This is a genomic window from Burkholderia sp. BCC1985 (assembly GCF_905339915.1).
In the GTDB taxonomy this organism is placed as follows: Bacteria; Pseudomonadota; Gammaproteobacteria; order Burkholderiales; family Burkholderiaceae; genus Burkholderia.
The window spans coordinates 1-16,572 of the sequence record NZ_CAJPGY010000013.1 but is presented as its reverse complement, the minus strand read 5'-3'; the positions used below and the strand labels follow the sequence as shown (position 1 = coordinate 16,572).

General features: G+C 66.9%; 14 protein-coding genes. 4 read left to right on the top strand and 10 right to left on the bottom strand.

The window, feature by feature from the left end; all coding sequences use genetic code 11:
* Positions 1 to 6 precede the first annotated feature (6 nt).
* Positions 7 to 2,277 carry an NADP-dependent malic enzyme gene (locus U4Z31_RS15315; RefSeq protein WP_044846327.1) on the top strand — a complete coding sequence of 757 codons (2,271 nt, stop codon included), beginning with the start codon at positions 7 to 9 and terminating at the stop codon, positions 2,275 to 2,277.
* 146 nt (positions 2,278 to 2,423) lie between these two features.
* Here the strand turns inward: U4Z31_RS15315 and U4Z31_RS15310 are convergent, their stop codons facing one another.
* Positions 2,424 to 6,014 carry an indolepyruvate ferredoxin oxidoreductase family protein gene (locus U4Z31_RS15310; protein WP_321810722.1) on the bottom strand — a complete coding sequence of 1,197 codons (3,591 nt, stop codon included), beginning with the start codon at positions 6,012 to 6,014 and terminating at the stop codon, positions 2,424 to 2,426.
* Positions 6,015 to 6,331: 317 nt separating this feature from the next.
* Between U4Z31_RS15310 and U4Z31_RS15305 the strand changes: the two genes are divergently transcribed.
* Positions 6,332 to 6,526: a hypothetical protein gene (locus U4Z31_RS15305; RefSeq protein WP_044846325.1), complete on the top strand. Its 195-nt coding sequence runs from the start codon at positions 6,332 to 6,334 to the stop codon at positions 6,524 to 6,526.
* Between the two features lie 133 nt (positions 6,527 to 6,659).
* Here U4Z31_RS15305 and hppD read toward each other — a convergent pair whose 3' ends face one another.
* Positions 6,660 to 7,757, bottom strand: coding sequence for a 4-hydroxyphenylpyruvate dioxygenase (hppD, locus tag U4Z31_RS15300; protein ID WP_321810721.1), 1,098 nt, complete (start codon positions 7,755 to 7,757; stop codon positions 6,660 to 6,662).
* 213 nt (positions 7,758 to 7,970) lie between these two features.
* Here hppD and U4Z31_RS15295 point away from each other — a divergent pair, with 213 nt between their 5' ends.
* Positions 7,971 to 8,495, top strand: coding sequence for an Lrp/AsnC family transcriptional regulator (locus tag U4Z31_RS15295; protein WP_011655746.1), 525 nt, complete (start codon positions 7,971 to 7,973; stop codon positions 8,493 to 8,495).
* A gap of 69 nt (positions 8,496 to 8,564) precedes the next feature.
* Here U4Z31_RS15295 and U4Z31_RS15290 read toward each other — a convergent pair whose 3' ends face one another.
* The 8 genes from U4Z31_RS15290 to paaA all read right to left on the bottom strand — a co-directional run bounded on the left by U4Z31_RS15290 (position 8,565) and on the right by paaA (position 14,910).
* On the bottom strand, positions 8,565 to 9,212 hold the full coding sequence (locus U4Z31_RS15290) for a GNAT family N-acetyltransferase (RefSeq protein ID WP_044846322.1): 648 nt from the start codon (positions 9,210 to 9,212) through the stop codon (positions 8,565 to 8,567).
* Between the two features lie 234 nt (positions 9,213 to 9,446).
* The gene (locus U4Z31_RS15285; protein WP_059682891.1) at positions 9,447 to 10,052 is read right to left on the bottom strand and encodes a TetR/AcrR family transcriptional regulator; all 606 of its coding nucleotides are present in this window, start codon (positions 10,050 to 10,052) and stop codon (positions 9,447 to 9,449) included.
* Positions 10,053 to 10,074: 22 nt separating this feature from the next.
* On the bottom strand, positions 10,075 to 10,890 hold the full coding sequence (locus U4Z31_RS15280) for a DUF1835 domain-containing protein (RefSeq protein WP_044846320.1): 816 nt from the start codon (positions 10,888 to 10,890) through the stop codon (positions 10,075 to 10,077).
* A 129-nt stretch (positions 10,891 to 11,019) separates the two neighbouring features.
* Positions 11,020 to 12,156: a 1,2-phenylacetyl-CoA epoxidase subunit PaaE gene (gene paaE, locus U4Z31_RS15275; protein ID WP_044846378.1), complete on the bottom strand. Its 1,137-nt coding sequence runs from the start codon at positions 12,154 to 12,156 to the stop codon at positions 11,020 to 11,022.
* Between the two features lie 31 nt (positions 12,157 to 12,187).
* Entirely contained in the window at positions 12,188 to 12,751 is a 564-nt protein-coding gene (gene paaD / locus U4Z31_RS15270) for a 1,2-phenylacetyl-CoA epoxidase subunit PaaD (protein ID WP_321810720.1), read from the bottom strand.
* Between the two features lie 25 nt (positions 12,752 to 12,776).
* Positions 12,777 to 13,580: a 1,2-phenylacetyl-CoA epoxidase subunit PaaC gene (paaC, locus tag U4Z31_RS15265; protein WP_321810719.1), complete on the bottom strand. Its 804-nt coding sequence runs from the start codon at positions 13,578 to 13,580 to the stop codon at positions 12,777 to 12,779.
* 10 nt (positions 13,581 to 13,590) lie between these two features.
* Positions 13,591 to 13,875: a 1,2-phenylacetyl-CoA epoxidase subunit PaaB gene (gene paaB / locus U4Z31_RS15260; protein ID WP_006752453.1), complete on the bottom strand. Its 285-nt coding sequence runs from the start codon at positions 13,873 to 13,875 to the stop codon at positions 13,591 to 13,593.
* Between the two features lie 36 nt (positions 13,876 to 13,911).
* Positions 13,912 to 14,910, bottom strand: a complete 999-nt coding sequence (gene paaA, locus U4Z31_RS15255; protein WP_321810718.1) for a 1,2-phenylacetyl-CoA epoxidase subunit PaaA — start codon at positions 14,908 to 14,910, stop codon at positions 13,912 to 13,914.
* Positions 14,911 to 15,111: 201 nt separating this feature from the next.
* On the opposite strand from paaA, the gene U4Z31_RS15250 reads away from it, so the two are divergent.
* Positions 15,112 to 16,377, top strand: coding sequence for an SGNH/GDSL hydrolase family protein (locus U4Z31_RS15250; RefSeq protein ID WP_321810717.1), 1,266 nt, complete (start codon positions 15,112 to 15,114; stop codon positions 16,375 to 16,377).
* Positions 16,378 to 16,572 lie beyond the last annotated feature (195 nt).

The following is a 16,572-nucleotide window of genomic DNA, read 5'->3' as shown; positions in this document are numbered from 1 at the left end:
TCAATCATGGACGAACAACTGAAGCAGGCCGCTCTCGCTTATCACCTGAACCCGAAACCCGGCAAGATTTCGGTCACCCCGACCAAGCCGCTGTCGAACCAGCTCGATCTGTCGCTCGCGTATTCGCCGGGCGTCGCCGCGGCGTGCGAGGCGATCCACGCCGATCCGCTCGACGCGCAGAAGTACACGTCGCGCGGCAACCTCGTCGGCGTCATCACGAACGGCACGGCCGTGCTGGGCCTCGGCAACATCGGCCCGCTGGCCGCGAAGCCGGTGATGGAAGGCAAGGGCTGCCTGTTCAAGAAGTTCGCGGGCATCGACGTGTTCGACATCGAACTGTCCGAGTCCGACCCCGACAAGCTCGTCGAGGCGATCGCGATGCTCGAGCCGACCCTCGGCGGCATCAACCTCGAGGACATCAAGGCGCCGGAATGCTTCTACATCGAGCAGAAGCTGCGCGAGCGCATGAAGATCCCCGTCTTCCACGACGACCAGCACGGCACCGCGATCATCGCGTCGGCCGCGATCCTGAACGGCCTGAAGGTCGTCGGCAAGAAGCTGTCCGAAGTGAAGCTCGTGTGTTCCGGCGCGGGCGCGGCAGCGATCGCGTGTCTGGACCTGCTGGTGAACCTGGGTCTCACGAAGTCGAACATCCTCGTCGCCGATTCGAAGGGCGTGATCTACGAAGGGCGCGGCAACCTCGACCCGTCGAAGCAGCGCTATGCGGCGACCACCGACGCGCGCACGCTCGCCGACGCGATCGTCGGCGCGGACGTGTTCCTCGGCTGCTCGAGCGCGGGCGTGCTGAAGCAGGACATGGTCAAGACGATGGGCGAGCGCCCGCTGATCCTGGCGCTCGCGAACCCGGAACCGGAAATCCGCCCGGAAGACGCGAAGGCCGTGCGCCCGGACGCGATCGTCGCGACCGGCCGTTCGGACTACCCGAACCAGGTCAACAACGTGCTGTGCTTCCCGTTCATCTTCCGCGGCGCGCTCGACGTCGGCGCGACGACGATCACGGAAGAAATGAAGCTCGCGTGCGTGCGCGCGATCGCCGAGCTGGCGCAGGAAACCGACCAGAGCGAGGAAGTCGCGAAGGCGTATGAAGGCCACTCGCTCGAGTTCGGGCCGGACTATCTGATTCCGAAGCCGTTCGATCCGCGCCTGATCATCAAGATCGCGCCGGCCGTCGCGCAAGCCGCGATGGATTCGGGCGTCGCCACGCGTCCGATCCAGGACATGGACGCATACCGCGAGCAACTCGGCGCGACCGTCTACCGCACCGGCATGGTGATGCGCCCGGTGTTCGCGACCGCGAAGACGAAGCAGGCCCGCATCGTGTTCGCCGAGGGCGAGGACGAGCGCGTGCTGCGCGCCGCGCAGTTCGTTCTGCAGGAAAAGATCGCGAAGCCGATCATCGTCGGCCGTCCGTCGGTCGTCGAGATGCGCCTCGCGAAGATCGGCTCGAAGCTGAAGGCGGGCGTCGATTTCGAGATCGTGAATCCGGAAGACGATACGCGCTACCACCGCTACTGGCAGGCATACCACGAGATCGGCGCGCGTGACGGCGTCACGCCGGAAGTCGCGAAGGCCGCGCTGCGCAAGTTCAACACGCTGATCGGCGCGATGCTCGTGCACCTGGGCGACGCGGACGGCATGATCTGCGGGATGATCGACACGTACCACACGCACCTGAAGTTCATCGAGCAGGTGCTGGGCCGTGCGCAGGGCGCCGAGCACTACGCGGCGATGAACCTGCTGATGCTGCCGGGCCGCAACCTGTTCCTGTGCGACACGTACGTGAACGAAGTGCCGAGCGCGGAACAGCTCGCCGACATGACGATCCAGGCGGCCGCCGAGATCGAGCGTTTCGGCATCGCGCCGAAGGCCGCGCTGCTGTCGAACTCGAACTTCGGCAGCGCGCCGTCGGCATCGTCGCGCCGCATGGCCGAGGCTCGCAAGCTGATCAGCGAGCGTGCGCCGAACCTCGAAGTCGACGGCGAAATGCACGGTGACGCGGCGCTGTCGGAAGCGGTCCGCAAGGCCGCGTTCCCGGGCACGACGCTGTCGGGCGAAGCGAACCTGCTGATCATGCCGAACGTCGAAGCGGCGAACATCGCGTACAACCTGCTGAAGATGGTCGGCGGCGAAGGCGTGACGGTCGGCCCGTTCCTGCTCGGCGCGGCGAAGCCGGTCCACATCCTGACGCCGGCCGCGACCGTGCGCCGGATCATCAACATGACGGCAGTGGCCGCCGCGAACGCGAACACGAAGTAAGTTCGCGCCCGCGTGCGCCGCGCGTCATGCGCGGCGCAATGAAAAACGCCACGGAACCTGCGTTCCGTGGCGTTTTTTTTATGCACTGCCGTGGGCGGGGCTACGCGGCGGCGGGCGTCCCGACCGGGAACACCCGCCGCGCGCCGTCACGCGACCTGCTGATGCGACTGGCCGCCCGTCGGCGAACGCCACTTCGCGAGCAGCGTGTCCCACTTCTGGCGTATCGCGCGCAGGTTGTTCTCCTTCACGTGGCCGTAGCCGCGAATGCCGTCCGGCAGCGCCGCGAGCTCGAGCGCGAGCGGGCGGTTGGCCGCATTCAGCTTGCCCAGCACTTCGCCGATCAGCGCTTCGTACTCGCTGATCAGCGCGCGCTCGGTGCGGCGCTCCGCGGTGCGGCCGAACGGGTCGAGCCCCGTGCCGCGCAGGAACTTCGCCTTCGCGAGCAGCCGGAACGCCGACAGCATCCACGGGCCGTACGCCTTCTTCACGAGATGGCCGTGTGCGTCCGTTTTCGCGAACAGCGGCGGCGCGAGGTGGAACTTCAGTTTCCAGTCGCCTTCGAACTGCGACGACAGGCGCGCGAGGAACGCGGGATCGGACTGCAGCCGCGCGACCTCGTACTCGTCCTTGTACGCCATCAGCTTGAACAGGTTGCGCGCGACCGCTTCGGTCAACGGCTCCTGCACGGCGTCGCCGTCCGCCAGCGCGCGTTCGGCCGCCCGCACCGTGTCGACGAAGGCCGCATAGCGCGATGCGTACGCGGCGTTCTGGTACGCGGTGAGGAACTCCACGCGCTTCGCGATCAGCGCGTCGACCGCCTTCTTCGTGTGCAGCGCGATCACCGTGGCGCCCTGCGCGTGGCGTGCATCGCCGGCCGCGGCCTGCTTCACGCTCGCGAGGTCGTGCGCGGCGCGGCGGCCCCAGTCGAACGCCGCGCGGTTCTTCTCGACCGACACCGCGTTCAGCTCGATCGCGCGTTCGAGCGACGCGAGCGTGAGCGGCAGCCAGCCCTTCTGCCACGCGTAGCCGAGCACGAACGGGTTCGTGTAGATCGCGTCGCCGAGCAGCGCGACCGCGAAGCGGTTCGCGTCGATGAAGTCGACGGCTTCACCGGCTGCCGCGCGGATGTCGTTCTCCGCGGACAGGCCAGGGAACGCCCAGTTCGGGTTCTTGATGAACTCGGCGGTCGGCGTCTGCGCGCTGTTGACGACCACGCGCGTCGTGTCGTGCCGCATCCGCGACGTGCATTCGTCGCCGGCCGTGACGATCGCGTCGCAGCCGATCACGAGGTCGGCTTCGCCCATCGCGATCCGCGTCGCGTGGATGTCGGTCGGCGCGTGCGAGATCTGCACGTGGCTCATCACGGCGCCGCCCTTCTGCGCGAGGCCGGTCACGTCGAGCACGGTCACGCCCTTGTTCTCCAGGTGCGCGGCCATCCCGAGCAGCGCGCCGATCGTGACCACGCCCGTGCCGCCGACGCCCGTGACGAGCACGCCGTACGCACGGTCGATCGCCGGCAGCGTCGGCTCCGGAATCGGCGGCAGCGCGCCGCCGTCGACCGACACGGCCTTCGGCTTCTTCAGCTGGCCGCCTTCGACCGTGACGAAGCTCGGGCAGAAGCCTTTCACGCACGAGAAGTCCTTGTTGCAGCTCGACTGGTTGATCTGGCGCTTCGTGCCGAATTCCGTTTCGAGCGGCTCGACCGACAGGCAGTTCGACTTCACCGAGCAGTCGCCGCAGCCTTCGCACACCGCGTCGTTGATCACGACGCGCTTCGCCGGATCCGGATACGTGCCGCGCTTGCGGCGGCGGCGCTTCTCGGTCGCGCAGGTCTGGTCGTAGATCAGGATCGTCGTGCCTTCGATCTCGCGCAGCTCGCGCTGCACGTCGTCGAGCTGGTCGCGGTGATGAATCGTCACGCCCGGTGCGAGCAGGCCCTTCTGGCTGTCGTACTTCTCCGGCTCGTCGGTGACGATCACGATCTTCTTCGCGCCTTCGGACGCGAGCTGGTGCGTGATCTGCGGCACCGTCAGCACGCCGTCGACCGGCTGGCCGCCCGTCATCGCCACGGCATCGTTGTAGAGGATCTTGTAGGTGATGTTCGCCTTCGACGAGATCGCCGCGCGCACCGCCAGCAGGCCCGAGTGGAAATAGGTGCCGTCGCCGAGGTTCGCGAACACGTGCTTCTCGTCGGTGAACGGTGCCTGGCCGATCCACGGCACGCCTTCGCCGCCCATCTGGCTGAAGGTGCTCGTGCTGCGGTCCATCCACACCGTCATGTAGTGGCAGCCGATCCCGGCGATCGCGCGCGAGCCCTCCGGCACGTTGGTCGACGTGTTGTGCGGGCAGCCCGAGCAGAACCACGGCTTGCGCTCGGTCTGCACGTGCGGCTTCGCGAGCGCCATTTCCTTCGCGTTGATCACCGCGAGCCGCGCGGCGATGCGCGCGCGCACGTCGGACGGCAGCTCGAACTTCTCGAGGCGCGTCGCGATCGCCTTCGCGATGATCGCGGGCGACAGTTCGTAGTGCGCGGGCAGCAGCCAGTTGCCCATCGGCACCGACCATTCGCCGCCGGCGCCGTCCTTCTCGTCGAACTTGCCGAACACGCGCGGGCGCTGCGCATCGGGCCAGTTGTACAGCTCTTCCTTGATCGCGTATTCGAGGATCTGGCGCTTTTCCTCGACGACGAGGATTTCGTCGAGGCCGCGCGCGAACGCCTGCGCGCCCTGCGCTTCGAGCGGCCACACGCAGCCGACCTTGTACAGGCGGATGCCGATCCGCGCACAGGTTTCGTCGTCGAGGCCGAGGTCGGTCAGCGCCTGGCGCACGTCGAGGTACGCCTTGCCGCCCGTCATGATCCCGAAGCGCGCATTCGGCGAGTCGATCTCGATCCGGTCGAGCTTGTTCGCGCGCACATAGGCGAGCGCCGCGTACCACTTGTAGTCGAGCAGCCGTGCTTCCTGCACGAGCGGCGGGTCCGGCCAGCGGATGTTCAGGCCGCCTTCCGGCAGGATGAAGTCGGTCGGCAGCACGATCTCGGTGCGATGCGGGTCGATGTCGACCGACGCCGACGATTCGACCACGTCCGTCACGCACTTCAGCGCGACCCACAGGCCCGAGTAGCGGCTCATCGCCCAGCCGTGCAGGCCGAAGTCGAGATATTCCTGCACGTTGGACGGGAACAGCACCGGCAGCCCGCAGGCCTTGAAGATGTGTTCGGACTGGTGCGCGAGCGTCGACGATTTCGCCGCGTGGTCGTCGCCGGCGAGCACGAGCACGCCGCCGTGCTTCGACGAGCCGGCCGAGTTCGCGTGCTTGAAGACGTCGCCGGTGCGGTCGACACCCGGGCCCTTGCCGTACCACATGCCGAACACGCCGTCGTGCTTCGCGCCGGGGTACAGGTTGACCTGCTGCGAGCCCCACACGGCGGTGGCGGCGAGATCTTCGTTGAGGCCGGGCTGAAAGACGATCTGGTGGGCCGCCAGGTGCTGCTTGGCTTTCCAGAGCGACAGATCGAGGCCGCCGAGCGGCGAGCCGCGGTAGCCGGAAATGAAGCCGGCCGTATTGAGGCCGGCGGCGCGGTCGCGTTCCTGCTGCAGCATCGGCAGGCGCACGAGCGCCTGGATGCCGCTCATGTACGCGCGGCCGCGTTCGAGCGTGTATTTGTCGTCAAGCGTGACGGACTTCAGCGCGGCTTCGAGCGATGCGCGTTGGCCTGCGTCTAGCGGGGCATTCATTAACAGTCTCCTCCACCCAGTTTGGGATCACCAAAGCTTCGATTGCGTCGACGTCTTGTGAACGTGTCGGCAGTGGCCGGCATATTGGCCGGTTTTAAGTGATGGTAGCACTGGGATAAACCCGCCGACCACCGGCCGGCGTGCCGCGGCACGCCGACGAAATGGCGCGACGATGCGTTACATCATGTAAAGGCATGTAAAGCCGCGCCCATCATCGGACAAATGCCGTTAATCTTATCGGCCTGCCGGAGGTGCCCGGTCGCGTCGGCTCGTTTCGACGCAACCGGGGAGGCGCCGGCAGTTTTACAGGAGGTGCAATGAACACACGTCATATCCAGAGTTTCCTGATCGTGTCCGCCGCGTTCTTCGCGATGACCGGCCCGGTGCACGCGCGCGGCGCGAGCGCACTGGCGGCTGCCGGCGCGCAGATGCGTCAGATCGCGCCGGCGCAGGATGCCGACGCACAGCCGGCGGCCGCACGTGCCGTCGTGTCGAAGGCGAACGTGCGTTGATCCGTTCGCGCGGCCGCCGGGCCGCGCCGGAACGACGAAAGGGCGGGAATCGCAGGATTCCCGCCCTTTTTCTTTGTGCCGCCGATGTTCGCGCGGACGCCCGGGCCAGCCGGGGTCCGCGCGGCCTTCTGCGTCAGGCCTTGTCCTGGACCACGCCGCGGCGGATCTGGTCGAGCTCGATCGATTCGAACAGCGCCTTGAAGTTGCCTTCGCCGAAGCCCTGGTTGCCCTTGCGCTGGATGATCTCGAAGAAGATCGGGCCGATCTGGTTCTCGGTGAAGATCTGCAGCAGCAGGTCGTCGCGGGCGCCGTCGATCAGGATCTTGCGCTTCTTCAGCTCGTCCAGCGATTCGCCGTGGTTCGGCACGCGGCGGTCGACCAGCTCGTAATACGTGTCGATCGTGTCGAGCAGCTTCACTTCCTTGCCGCGCAGGCCGTCCACCGCGCCGTAGATGTCGTTCGTGCCGAGCGCGATGTGCTGGATGCCTTCGCCGTGATAGGCGTCGAGGTATTCCTGGATCTGGCCGGCCGTGTCCGAGCCTTCCTCGTTGATCGGAATCCGGATCTTGCCGCACGGCGACGTCATCGCCTTCGACTTCACGCCCGTCACCTTGCCTTCGATGTCGAAATAGCGCACTTCGCGGAAGTTGAACAGCCGCTTGTAGAACTCGGCCCATTCCTGCATGCGGCCGCGATGCACGTTGTGCGTCAGGTGGTCGATGTAGGTGAGGCCGTGGCCGACCGGGTTCGGGTTCGCGCCGGCGATCGGTTCGAAGTCGACGTCATAGATGCTGATGTCGCCGATCGCGCCCGGTTGCGCGCCGTTCTTGCCGCGCCAGCGGTCGACGAAATAGATCAGCGAATCGCCGATGCCCTTGATCGCCGGGATGTTCAGCTCCATCGGGCCTGTCTTGTTGTCGAAGCCCCATGCGCCGAGTTCGAGCGCGTGCTGGTAAGCCTTCGCGGCGTCCTGCACGCGAAACGCGATCGCGCAGATCGACGGGCCGTGCAGGCGCGCGAAGCGCTGCGCGAACGAATCGGGCTCGGCGTTGATGATGAAGTTGATGTCGCCCTGGCGGTAGACCGTCACGTCCTTGTGACGATGGCGGGCGATCGCGGTGAAACCCATCCGCTCGAACAGTTGTCCGAGCGCTTTCGGATCCGGCGCGGTGTATTCGATGAATTCGAAGCCGTCGGTGCCGACGGGGTTGTCCCAGTTGGGGATCTGCATGTCGTGTCTCCTGTGCGGGGCGATCGGCCGGCGCGACGTGCGCGTGTGCGGCCCGGTTCGATGTCGAACGCGGCGCACGCGTCGGCGTGCGCAACGAATCGGTACGTGCGACAAAGTGTAGCGGGCGGGCGCGAGCGAAAACTTGCGAACTTAATCGTCCGTGCCTACGATGGCGCAATTTCCAGTCTGGAAATAATCAACGGAGGGCAGAAAATGGCGCAAGCCGAATTGGATGCCATCGACCGGCGGATTCTGGCGATTCTTCAGGAGAACGGCCGCCTGTCGAACCAGGAGATCGCCGAGCGCGTGAACCTGTCGCCGAGCCCGTGCCTGCGGCGGATCCGGCGGCTCGAGGAGATCGGCGTGATCACCGGCTACGTCGCGCTGCTCGATCCGCAGAAGCTCGGGCTCGACCTGCTGGCATACGTGAGCGTGCGGCTCGAGAAGCGTGGTGGCCTGGCGCCGGTCCGTGCCGACGAGACGTCGGCGCGCGCGGGCGCGACCCACGCGGAACTGTTTCGCGCGGCCGTGCAGACCTGGCCGGAAGTGGTCGCGTGTCATGCGATGACGGGCGACATGGATTACCTGCTTCGCGTGCAGGTCGAGGACATGGCGCACTTCTCCCGCTTCGTGCAGGAGCACTTGCTGCACCATCCGTCGGTGATCGACGTGAAGACGAGCTTCTCGCTCGAGTGCTTCAAGGAGACGACGGCGTTGCCGATCCGCTCGGTGCGCTAGTGCGCGGCGGGGGAAGGCGAGAAGGAAGGGAAGGCCGGGCGCCCCGAAGGGCAGCCCGGTCGGCCGATGTTATGCCGTCAGCGCGGCGGGCATCAGCGATTCGATGAACTTCGACGTGCGGTGCGCCTGGCGCTTGAGCGCGTAGTCGAACACCGCGGCCTGTTCCTGCAGCATCTCGGCGAGGATCGTCGCGTGGTCGGCCGGCGGCAGCGACAGGTACGCATCGGCTTCGCCGTACGCGTATTCGATTCGCATCCCGGATTTCTTCGCGATGTGCATCATCGTCGCATTGCGCGACAGGCAATGCATGTACAGCATCGTCACGCGGGTGTTGCGGCTGCGGATCGCCGCGCGCTCGAACAGCTTCGAGCCGACGCCGCGGCCGCGGGCGCTTTCGAGCACCGACACGCCGAATTCGGCCGTGCGCTTGTCGCCTTCCGCGGGCAGATACGCCAGGTGGCCGACGCCGATCAGTTCAAGCCCATGGTCGAACACGCCGAACACCGTGTCGCGACCGAAGTCGATCGTACGGACATAGTTCTCGATCACGTGGTCGGGCACCATCTGGCCGAAGCGCAGCAGGCGGTCCTCTTCGTTGAGCGAGAGAAAGTGGGTGAGCATTCGCTCACGGTCTTTGGAAGCCAGTTCCCTGACGAGAACCGGCGCAGTCCCGGCGTGGCCGACAGCATCGGCACGGCGGTCGAGTTGCGTGTTCATCGTGGGTTCCTCAGTCTGTAGCCGCACAAGCAGCTTGTGCAATGCAACAGCATTTTACCCGAGCGGGTTGGGGAAAACCCGTATTTGACGTTATTTGTGCTGAGGGCGAATTCTAAATCCGCTTAGTTCATTCGCTATCTATTTGATTTATAAGCGATTTGAAATTAATCACATGAAATGCGCGGCGGCCTGTCGCAGTGTACCCGCCGCGCAACGCATGCTGCTGCGCGGCAATCACGCGCCGGACGACAGCCCGTGCTCCATCAGGTCGATCACCTGCTCGGCGAAGTCGCGGTAGCCGAGGCGGCCCCCCGGCTTGAGCCATGTGAACGTCCAGTTGATCATCCCGAACACCATCATCGTGACCGACGTCTGGTTTTCCTTCGAGATCCGGTCCGGATAGGCGCGCGCGAGCTGGCGCGCGAATGCCGCGACGATGTCGCGCTGGCGGTCGAGCACGATTTCGCGCTGGGCGTCCTCGAGATACTTCACGTCGTTGAGCAGCGCGACATGGCGGCTGTGCGACGTCTCGTACTCGGCGAGGAACGCGCGCACCAGCTCGGCGAACGCGTCGCGTTCGCTGAGGCCGCGCCGCTGGCTCGCACCTTCGACCTCGGCGATGATCAGCATCAACCGCTTCGTGTAGCGGTCGAGCAGGTCGAACAGGATCGCTTCCTTGCTCTCGTAATAGTGATAGAGACGTGCCTTCGACGTGCCGCTCGCGGTCGCGAGATCGGACATCGACGTGCTCGGGTAGCTCGTCTGCGCGAATTTCTCGGCGGCGAGATCGAGGATCTGCTCGCGCTGGGATTCGTGGTCGGGCGCTCGGGTACGGGCCATGGTCGAATGCGAAAGAGTAGCGTTAGCGAGGCGCGGCGGGCGCGCGCACCTGCGTGGAAGAAAGGGCGGCCGGCGCGTCGTCCTGCAGTTCGAGCCGGCCGGCTGCCGCGAGTTCGCGGCAGCGCCACCAGGCGATCGAGTCGCTGACGAACAGCCCGCCGCGGTCGGCGCCGGCCATGATGCCGCCGACGACGCGTCGAGCGGGCAGCCAGCCGGTTTCCGCGTGCGCGACGATCAGCGCGTCGAGGTCCGCGTATTGGCCGCTCTTGATGGTGTTGCTGACCCAGTAGCGCAACTCGGCATTCAGGTGCTTCGCCTCCTGCCATTCGAGTGCGAGGCGGCCGATGCGCAGCACCGAGATCGGTGCGGCCAGCGGCCGTTTGCGCGCGAGCGCCGCCGGCGAGAACATCCCGGTCGAACAGGCCTGGTCGGTGCGGGTCAGCGCCGCGCGCTGCGGCGCGTCGAGGTCCGCGGCCGACAGCCGCACCTCGTTCAGGCGCTGCGGCACGTTGCGCAGGTGATAGGCGACGCGGCGCAGCAGCAGTTTGTCGCCGACGCTCGGCGCGTGCCAGACGACCACCTGGCCCGTCTCGGTCGCGAGCTGGTCGAGGCGGTCGAATTCGCCTTCGATTTCCGCGTTCCAGTCGGGAATCGCGTCGCCGAGCACGCGCTGCCAGAAGGCGGCGCGCGTGTCGGGCGTCTCGTCGGCGCCCTTCAGCGGACCGACCGCGAGATCGTCGAGCAATCCGACGACGCGCTCGTCGCGTCCGGCTTGCGCGAGGGCCTCGCGCAGCGACGCGGCGGCGGTGCCGCCCTGAATCACGTGAATGGTACTCATCGGTCTGCCGTCAACAAAAGAAAACCGCCGGCCGGGCGGACGTGAAGACGTCCAGCCGGCCGGCGGCCCCTAGTGTAAGCGAGATGTGTGACGACGAGAAACCGGCGCGGCGCGCCGGCGCGACGCCGCTCAACGCTCGTCGAAGCTCACGACGACCTTGTCGCTGATCGGGTGGCATTGGCACGTGAGCACGAAGCCGTCCTTCACTTCGTGTTCCTCGAGCGTGTAGTTCTTCTCCATCCGGACCTCGCCTTCGACCACCTTCGCCCGGCACGTGCAGCACACGCCGCCCTTGCACGCGTACGGCAGCGCGAGGCCCGCGCGCAGGCCGACGTCGAGCAGGCTCACGCCTTCGTACGGCAGGCGCAGCTTGCGTTTCTTGCCGTCGAGCACGATTTCGAGGTCGGCAGCCGGCGTCTGGTCAGTGATCTCGACGACGGGCGCGCCTGCCTGCGGCAGCGGCGTGCCGAAGCGTTCGACGTGCACTTTCGCCTGCGGCACGCCGGCTGCCTTCAGCGCGGCTTCGGCCGCGTCCATCATCGGCGCCGGGCCGCAGATGAACGCTTCGTCGATTGCGTCGGCCGGCGTCAGCGTCGCGAGGAATTCCGCGCATTTCGCCTGGTCGAGCACACCGTTGAACAGCTCGACGTCCTGCTGGTCGTCCGACAGCACGTGGTACAGGACGAAGCGGCTCATGTAGCGGTTCTTCAGGTCCTCGAGTTCCTCCGCGAACATGATCGCGTCGACGCTGCGGTTGCCGTAGATCAGCGTGAACGTGCTGCGCGGTTCGAGTTCGAGCGTCGTCTTCACGATCGCGAGCACCGGCGTGATGCCCGACCCGCCGGAGAACGCGACGTACTGCTTGCCGTGGTCCGCGTTCAGATGCGTGAAGAAGCGGCCGTCCGGTGTCATCACGTCGATCGTGTGACCCGGCTGCAGCGTGTCGAACGCGAAATTCGAGAAACGGCCGCCGCGCACGCGCTTGATGCCGATGCGCAGTTCGCCGTCGCGGTCGTAGTCGGTCGTGCCGACGCAGATCGAGTACGACCGGCGCGTTTCCTCGCCGTCGATGTGGGTCTTCAGCGTGACGAACTGGCCCTGCGTGAAGCGGTACGCGTCGCGCAGCTCGGGCGGCACGTCGAAGGAGACGGTAACGGCGTCGGCGGTCTCGGGCCGTACGTCGCGGATACGCAGCGGGTGAAATTGCGGGGTTGACGACCCCCGCCGGGCCGCCCCAACGGGGGCGTCGGCCCCCTCGGGGGGCAGCGAATGAAGAGAGCGTGGGGGCTGTTTCATTTCAGTAAGGTTTGAAGTAGTCGAAGGGTTCGCGGCAGTCGACGCAGCGATACAGCGCCTTGCAGGCCGTGGACGCGAATTGCGCGAGGCGCTCGGTGTTGGCTGACCCGCAGCGCGGGCACACGGGCGCCGCGACCGGGCGCGGCACGAAACGCACGACGTTTTCCCGCGGCGGGGCGCTGCCGCACTGGCCGACGGGCGGCGCAATGCCGTACGCGCGCAGCTTGTCGCGCGCTTCCTGCGTGATCCAGTCGGTCGTCCACGCGGGGGCGAGCACCGTCTCGATCCGGTGCGGCGGCAGGTCGGCGGCCTGCATTGCCGCGGCGATGTCCTCGGCGATCTGCGACATCGCCGGGCAGCCGGAGTAGGTCGGCGTGATCACGACTTCGAGCTGGCCGTCGTCCGCGCGACGGACGTCGCGCAGGATGCCGAGCTCGCGGATCGACACGACCGGAATCTCGGGATCGGGCACGGCTTCGAGCACGTCCCACGCGCGCGCGAGCAACGGATCGTTGCGGTGCGCGGCGGGCGTCGGGTCGGCGGGGGCGGCGGTCTGGACGGACATCGTCGGGCTCCGTTGGGGCGGCGGGTTACCAGGTCGCGCCAGGGTGCTGGCGCGCGAGGCTCTGCATTTCCGCGAGCAGGTAGCCCATGTGCTCCGAGTGCTCGCCCTGCTTGCCGGTGCTCACGTGCTGCACGGGCGCCGGCAGGGTGAGCGTCGCTTCCGCGAGCGCTTCGTCCACGTCCGCGCGCCATGCGGCTTCGAGCGCGGCCGGTGCCGGGCCGACGCCCGATGCGCAGACCGCCTCGTCGATCGCGTCGGCCGCGAAGCATTCGCGCGTGTACGGAATCAGGTAGTTCAGCGCGGCCTGAGCGCGGCGATGCGATTCGTCGGTGCCGTCGCCGAGGCGCACCAGCCATTCGCGTGCGTGCTGCACGTGATAGCGGGTCTCCTTCACCGATTTTGCGGCGATCGCGGCCAGTTGCGCGTCCGTCGACGTTTCGAGCGCGGTCCACACGTGCAGCATCAGCGTCGCGTAGAGGAAGTTGCGCACGATCGTCACCGCGTAATCCTTGTCGGCGTGCGCGGTGCCGGCGATCGGGCCGTAGTGCGGCAGCTCGGCGAGCGTGAAGTTCGCGAACTCGCGCTCGGTGCGGAAGTACGCGTAATCGTCTTCCGTCTTCGTCGCGCCGTTCAGCTGGCGCTCGAGTTCGGCTGCGTGCGTATACAGCATGCGGGCCTGGCCGATGAGGTCGAGGCTCATGTTGGTGAGCGCGATGTCTTCCTCGAGGATCGGGCCGTGGCCGCACCATTCGGCGTTGCGCTGACCGAGGATCAGCGCGTTGTCCGCGAGGCGCAGCACGTAGGAGAGGTGTTCGGGCGTGATCGTCATGGCGCGGGCGTTACATGTGGTTGACTTCGTCGGGCAGCGTGTAGAACGTCGGGTGACGGTAGATCTTGTCGCCCGCCGGTTCGAACAGCTCGGCCTTCTCGGCCGGATCCGACGCGGTGATCGCCGACGACGGCACCACCCAGATGCTCACGCCTTCCTGGCGGCGCGTGTAGACGTCGCGCGCCATGCGCAGCGCCATCGACGCGTCGGCCGCGTGCAGGCTGCCGCAATGCTTGTGGTCGAGGCCTTGCTTGCTGCGCACGAACACTTCCCAGATCGGCCATTCCTTGTTCATCACTCTCTCCTGAATCCTGTATTCGATGGTTGCCGCTCAGGCGGCGTGCTGTTCGGCGCGGGCGCGGCGCTTCGCCTCGTGCGCGAGCGCGGCTTCGCGCACCCATGCGCCGTCGTCGTGCGCTTTCACGCGGGTCGCGAGGCGTTCCTTGTTGCACGGGCCGTCGCCGTTGACGACGCGCCAGAATTCGTCCCAGTCGATCGCGCCGTAGTCGTGGTGGCCGCGTGCCTCGTTCCATTTCAGGTCGGGGTCGGGCAGCGTCACGCCGAGCACCTTCGCCTGGTCGACCGTCGCGTCGACGAACTTCTGCCGCAGCTCGTCGTTCGTGATCCGCTTGATGCCCCATTTCGCGGACTGGTTGCTGTGGACCGAATCGGCGTCGCTCGGGCCGAACATCATCAGCACGGGCCACCACCAGCGGTTCACCGCCTGCTGGACCATCGCACGCTGCGCGTCGGTGCCCTTCATCATCGACAGCAGCGCATCGAAGCCCTGACGCTGGTGGAACGACTCTTCCTTGCAGACGCGGATCATCGCGCGCGCGTACGGGCCATACGTGCAGCGGCACAGCGGGATCTGGTTCATGATCGCGGCGCCGTCGACGAGCCAGCCGATCACGCCGACGTCGGCCCAGGTCGGCGTCGGGTAGTTGAAGATGCTCGAGTATTTCGCCTTGCCGGCGTGCAGCGCGTCGATCAGCGAATCGCGCGAGACGCCGAGCGTTTCCGCCGCGCTATATAGATAGAGGCCGTGACCGGCTTCGTCCTGGACCTTCGCGAGCAGGATCGCCTTGCGCTTCAGGCTCGGCGCGCGCGAGATCCAGTTGCCTTCCGGCAGCATGCCGACGACTTCCGAGTGCGCGTGCTGCGAAATCTGGCGCACCAGCGTCTTGCGATAGGCGTCGGGCATCCAGTCCTGCGGTTCGATCTTGCCGTCCGCGGCCATGACCGCGTCGAACCGCGCCTGCTCGGGCGACTCGGCTGCGGCGTCGAGCGATGCGACGTTGCCGGGGATGTCGAGGGATTGCGTGTACATGGCGGAGGATCTCGTCCGGTTGAATGTGTGCGAAGTATAAACCAACCGACCGGTCGGTTAATAAATTTCTCGCGGATTTGCGGGGAGATTCGGGTAAACGTGGGGCGTCGGGGCGCGATCGCCAGGGCAAGAAGACGGTCCGGCGCGTGAGACTGGCGGCTTCTGCGGCACAATGCCCGCTTTCCGATAAGGATTTCGCCGATGTCATTTCGAAGCAGTTTCGTCGCGACCGTGCTGGGCGCGTCCGTGTTCCTGTCGCCGCTTGCCGCCTCGGCCGCACCGGCCGGGTGGGTCGCCGCGTGGGCGACCGCATTGCAGCCGATTCCCGACCTGGCTGCGCCGCCGCCGCTCTATCGCGCGCCCGACGTGGGCGGACGTACGGTCCGTCAGATCGTCTACCCGACGGTATCGGGGCATGCCGCGCGGATTCGCGTGAGCAATGCGTACGGTCGCGCGCCGCTGGTGATCGAGGGCGCCGGTCTTGCGCGCGCGGGTGACGGCGCGGCGCTTGCCGACGGGGCGAGTGCTGCCGTGCGCTTCGGTGGCAAGGCGTCGGTGACGCTCGCGCCGGGCCAGGAACTCGAAAGCGACGCGGTGGCGATCGACGTGATGGCCGGGCAGCCGTATGCGATCAGTCTGCGGATGGGCGCGAACCAGCGGATGACCGTGTGGCACCGCGTGTCGAACCAGTTCAATTACGTATCGGCGCCGGGTGACCACGTGAACGATCCGGGCGGCGGTGCATTCCGGGCGCGCTTTACCCAGTATGCGTGGGTGACCGAACTTGCTGTCGAGGCCGGGGCCGCGCGGGCGAGCGTCGCCGCGATCGGGGACTCGATCACCGACGGGCTGCGCTCGAGCCTGAACCGCAACCGCCGCTGGCCCGACGCGCTGGCGCGCCGACTGTCCGCGGCAGGTTCGGATTCGCTTGGCGTCGTGAATCTCGGGATCAGCGGCAATCGTCTGCTGAGCGATTCGGCGTGCTACGGCACGTCGCTGGCGTCGCGGTTCGAGCGCGATGCGCTGTCGCGCGCGGGGGTGAAGGCGGCGATCGTGCTGATCGGTATCAACGACATCAACTTTGCGGCGATGCCGCCGCGCGCGGGGCTCGATTGCGACAACCCGCATACGCAGGTCACGGCGTCGTCGTTGATCGACGGCTATCGCCGGTTGATCGAGGCTGCACACCGCCAGGGGGTGAAGATCTTCGGTGCGACGCTCACGCCCGCGGCGTTGCCGGCCGGGCGCGAGGCGATCCGGCTCGAGGTGAACCGGTGGATCCGAAGCGGCGGCGGGTTCGATGGTGTGGTCGACTTCGACGCGGTACTGCGCGATCCGGCGCGCCCGAGTGTGCTGCAGCGCCGCTACGACAGCGGCGACGGCATTCACCCGAGCGACGCCGGTTACGCGGCGATGGCCGACGCGGTGCCGGTGGAGCGGCTGCAGGCCGTGGCTGGCGGCAAGTAAACTCGCCATATATATAGAACGACGGATTGCTGGCCGCTTCAAGGTCGCCGGAGGCACGTAGTTCATCGAACCCCAAGCCCCCGTGCGCGGCAGCGCACGGGGGCTTTTCAAAATATTTTCACAAAGGGGTTGCGCAGACGAGGGCGGGTGCTTAGAATCACGCCTCTTTCGCGCTAACGGAAACGCAGCGCGGGA

Excerpts from the sequence above, each read along its gene's own strand:
- U4Z31_RS15315 (WP_044846327.1), top strand. The coding sequence starts at position 7 with ATGGACGAACAACTGAAGCAGGCCGCTCTCGCTTATCACCTGAACCCG.
- U4Z31_RS15310 (WP_321810722.1), bottom strand. The coding sequence starts at position 6,014 with ATGAATGCCCCGCTAGACGCAGGCCAACGCGCATCGCTCGAAGCCGCG.
- U4Z31_RS15305 (WP_044846325.1), top strand. The coding sequence starts at position 6,332 with ATGAACACACGTCATATCCAGAGTTTCCTGATCGTGTCCGCCGCGTTC.
- hppD (WP_321810721.1), bottom strand. The coding sequence starts at position 7,757 with ATGCAGATCCCCAACTGGGACAACCCCGTCGGCACCGACGGCTTCGAA.
- U4Z31_RS15295 (WP_011655746.1), top strand. The coding sequence starts at position 7,971 with ATGGCGCAAGCCGAATTGGATGCCATCGACCGGCGGATTCTGGCGATT.
- U4Z31_RS15290 (WP_044846322.1), bottom strand. The coding sequence starts at position 9,212 with ATGAACACGCAACTCGACCGCCGTGCCGATGCTGTCGGCCACGCCGGG.
- U4Z31_RS15285 (WP_059682891.1), bottom strand. The coding sequence starts at position 10,052 with ATGGCCCGTACCCGAGCGCCCGACCACGAATCCCAGCGCGAGCAGATC.
- U4Z31_RS15280 (WP_044846320.1), bottom strand. The coding sequence starts at position 10,890 with ATGAGTACCATTCACGTGATTCAGGGCGGCACCGCCGCCGCGTCGCTG.
- paaD (WP_321810720.1), bottom strand. The coding sequence starts at position 12,751 with ATGTCCGTCCAGACCGCCGCCCCCGCCGACCCGACGCCCGCCGCGCAC.
- paaC (WP_321810719.1), bottom strand. The coding sequence starts at position 13,580 with ATGACGATCACGCCCGAACACCTCTCCTACGTGCTGCGCCTCGCGGAC.
- paaB (WP_006752453.1), bottom strand. The coding sequence starts at position 13,875 with ATGAACAAGGAATGGCCGATCTGGGAAGTGTTCGTGCGCAGCAAGCAA.
- paaA (WP_321810718.1), bottom strand. The coding sequence starts at position 14,910 with ATGTACACGCAATCCCTCGACATCCCCGGCAACGTCGCATCGCTCGAC.
- U4Z31_RS15250 (WP_321810717.1), top strand. The coding sequence starts at position 15,112 with ATGTCATTTCGAAGCAGTTTCGTCGCGACCGTGCTGGGCGCGTCCGTG.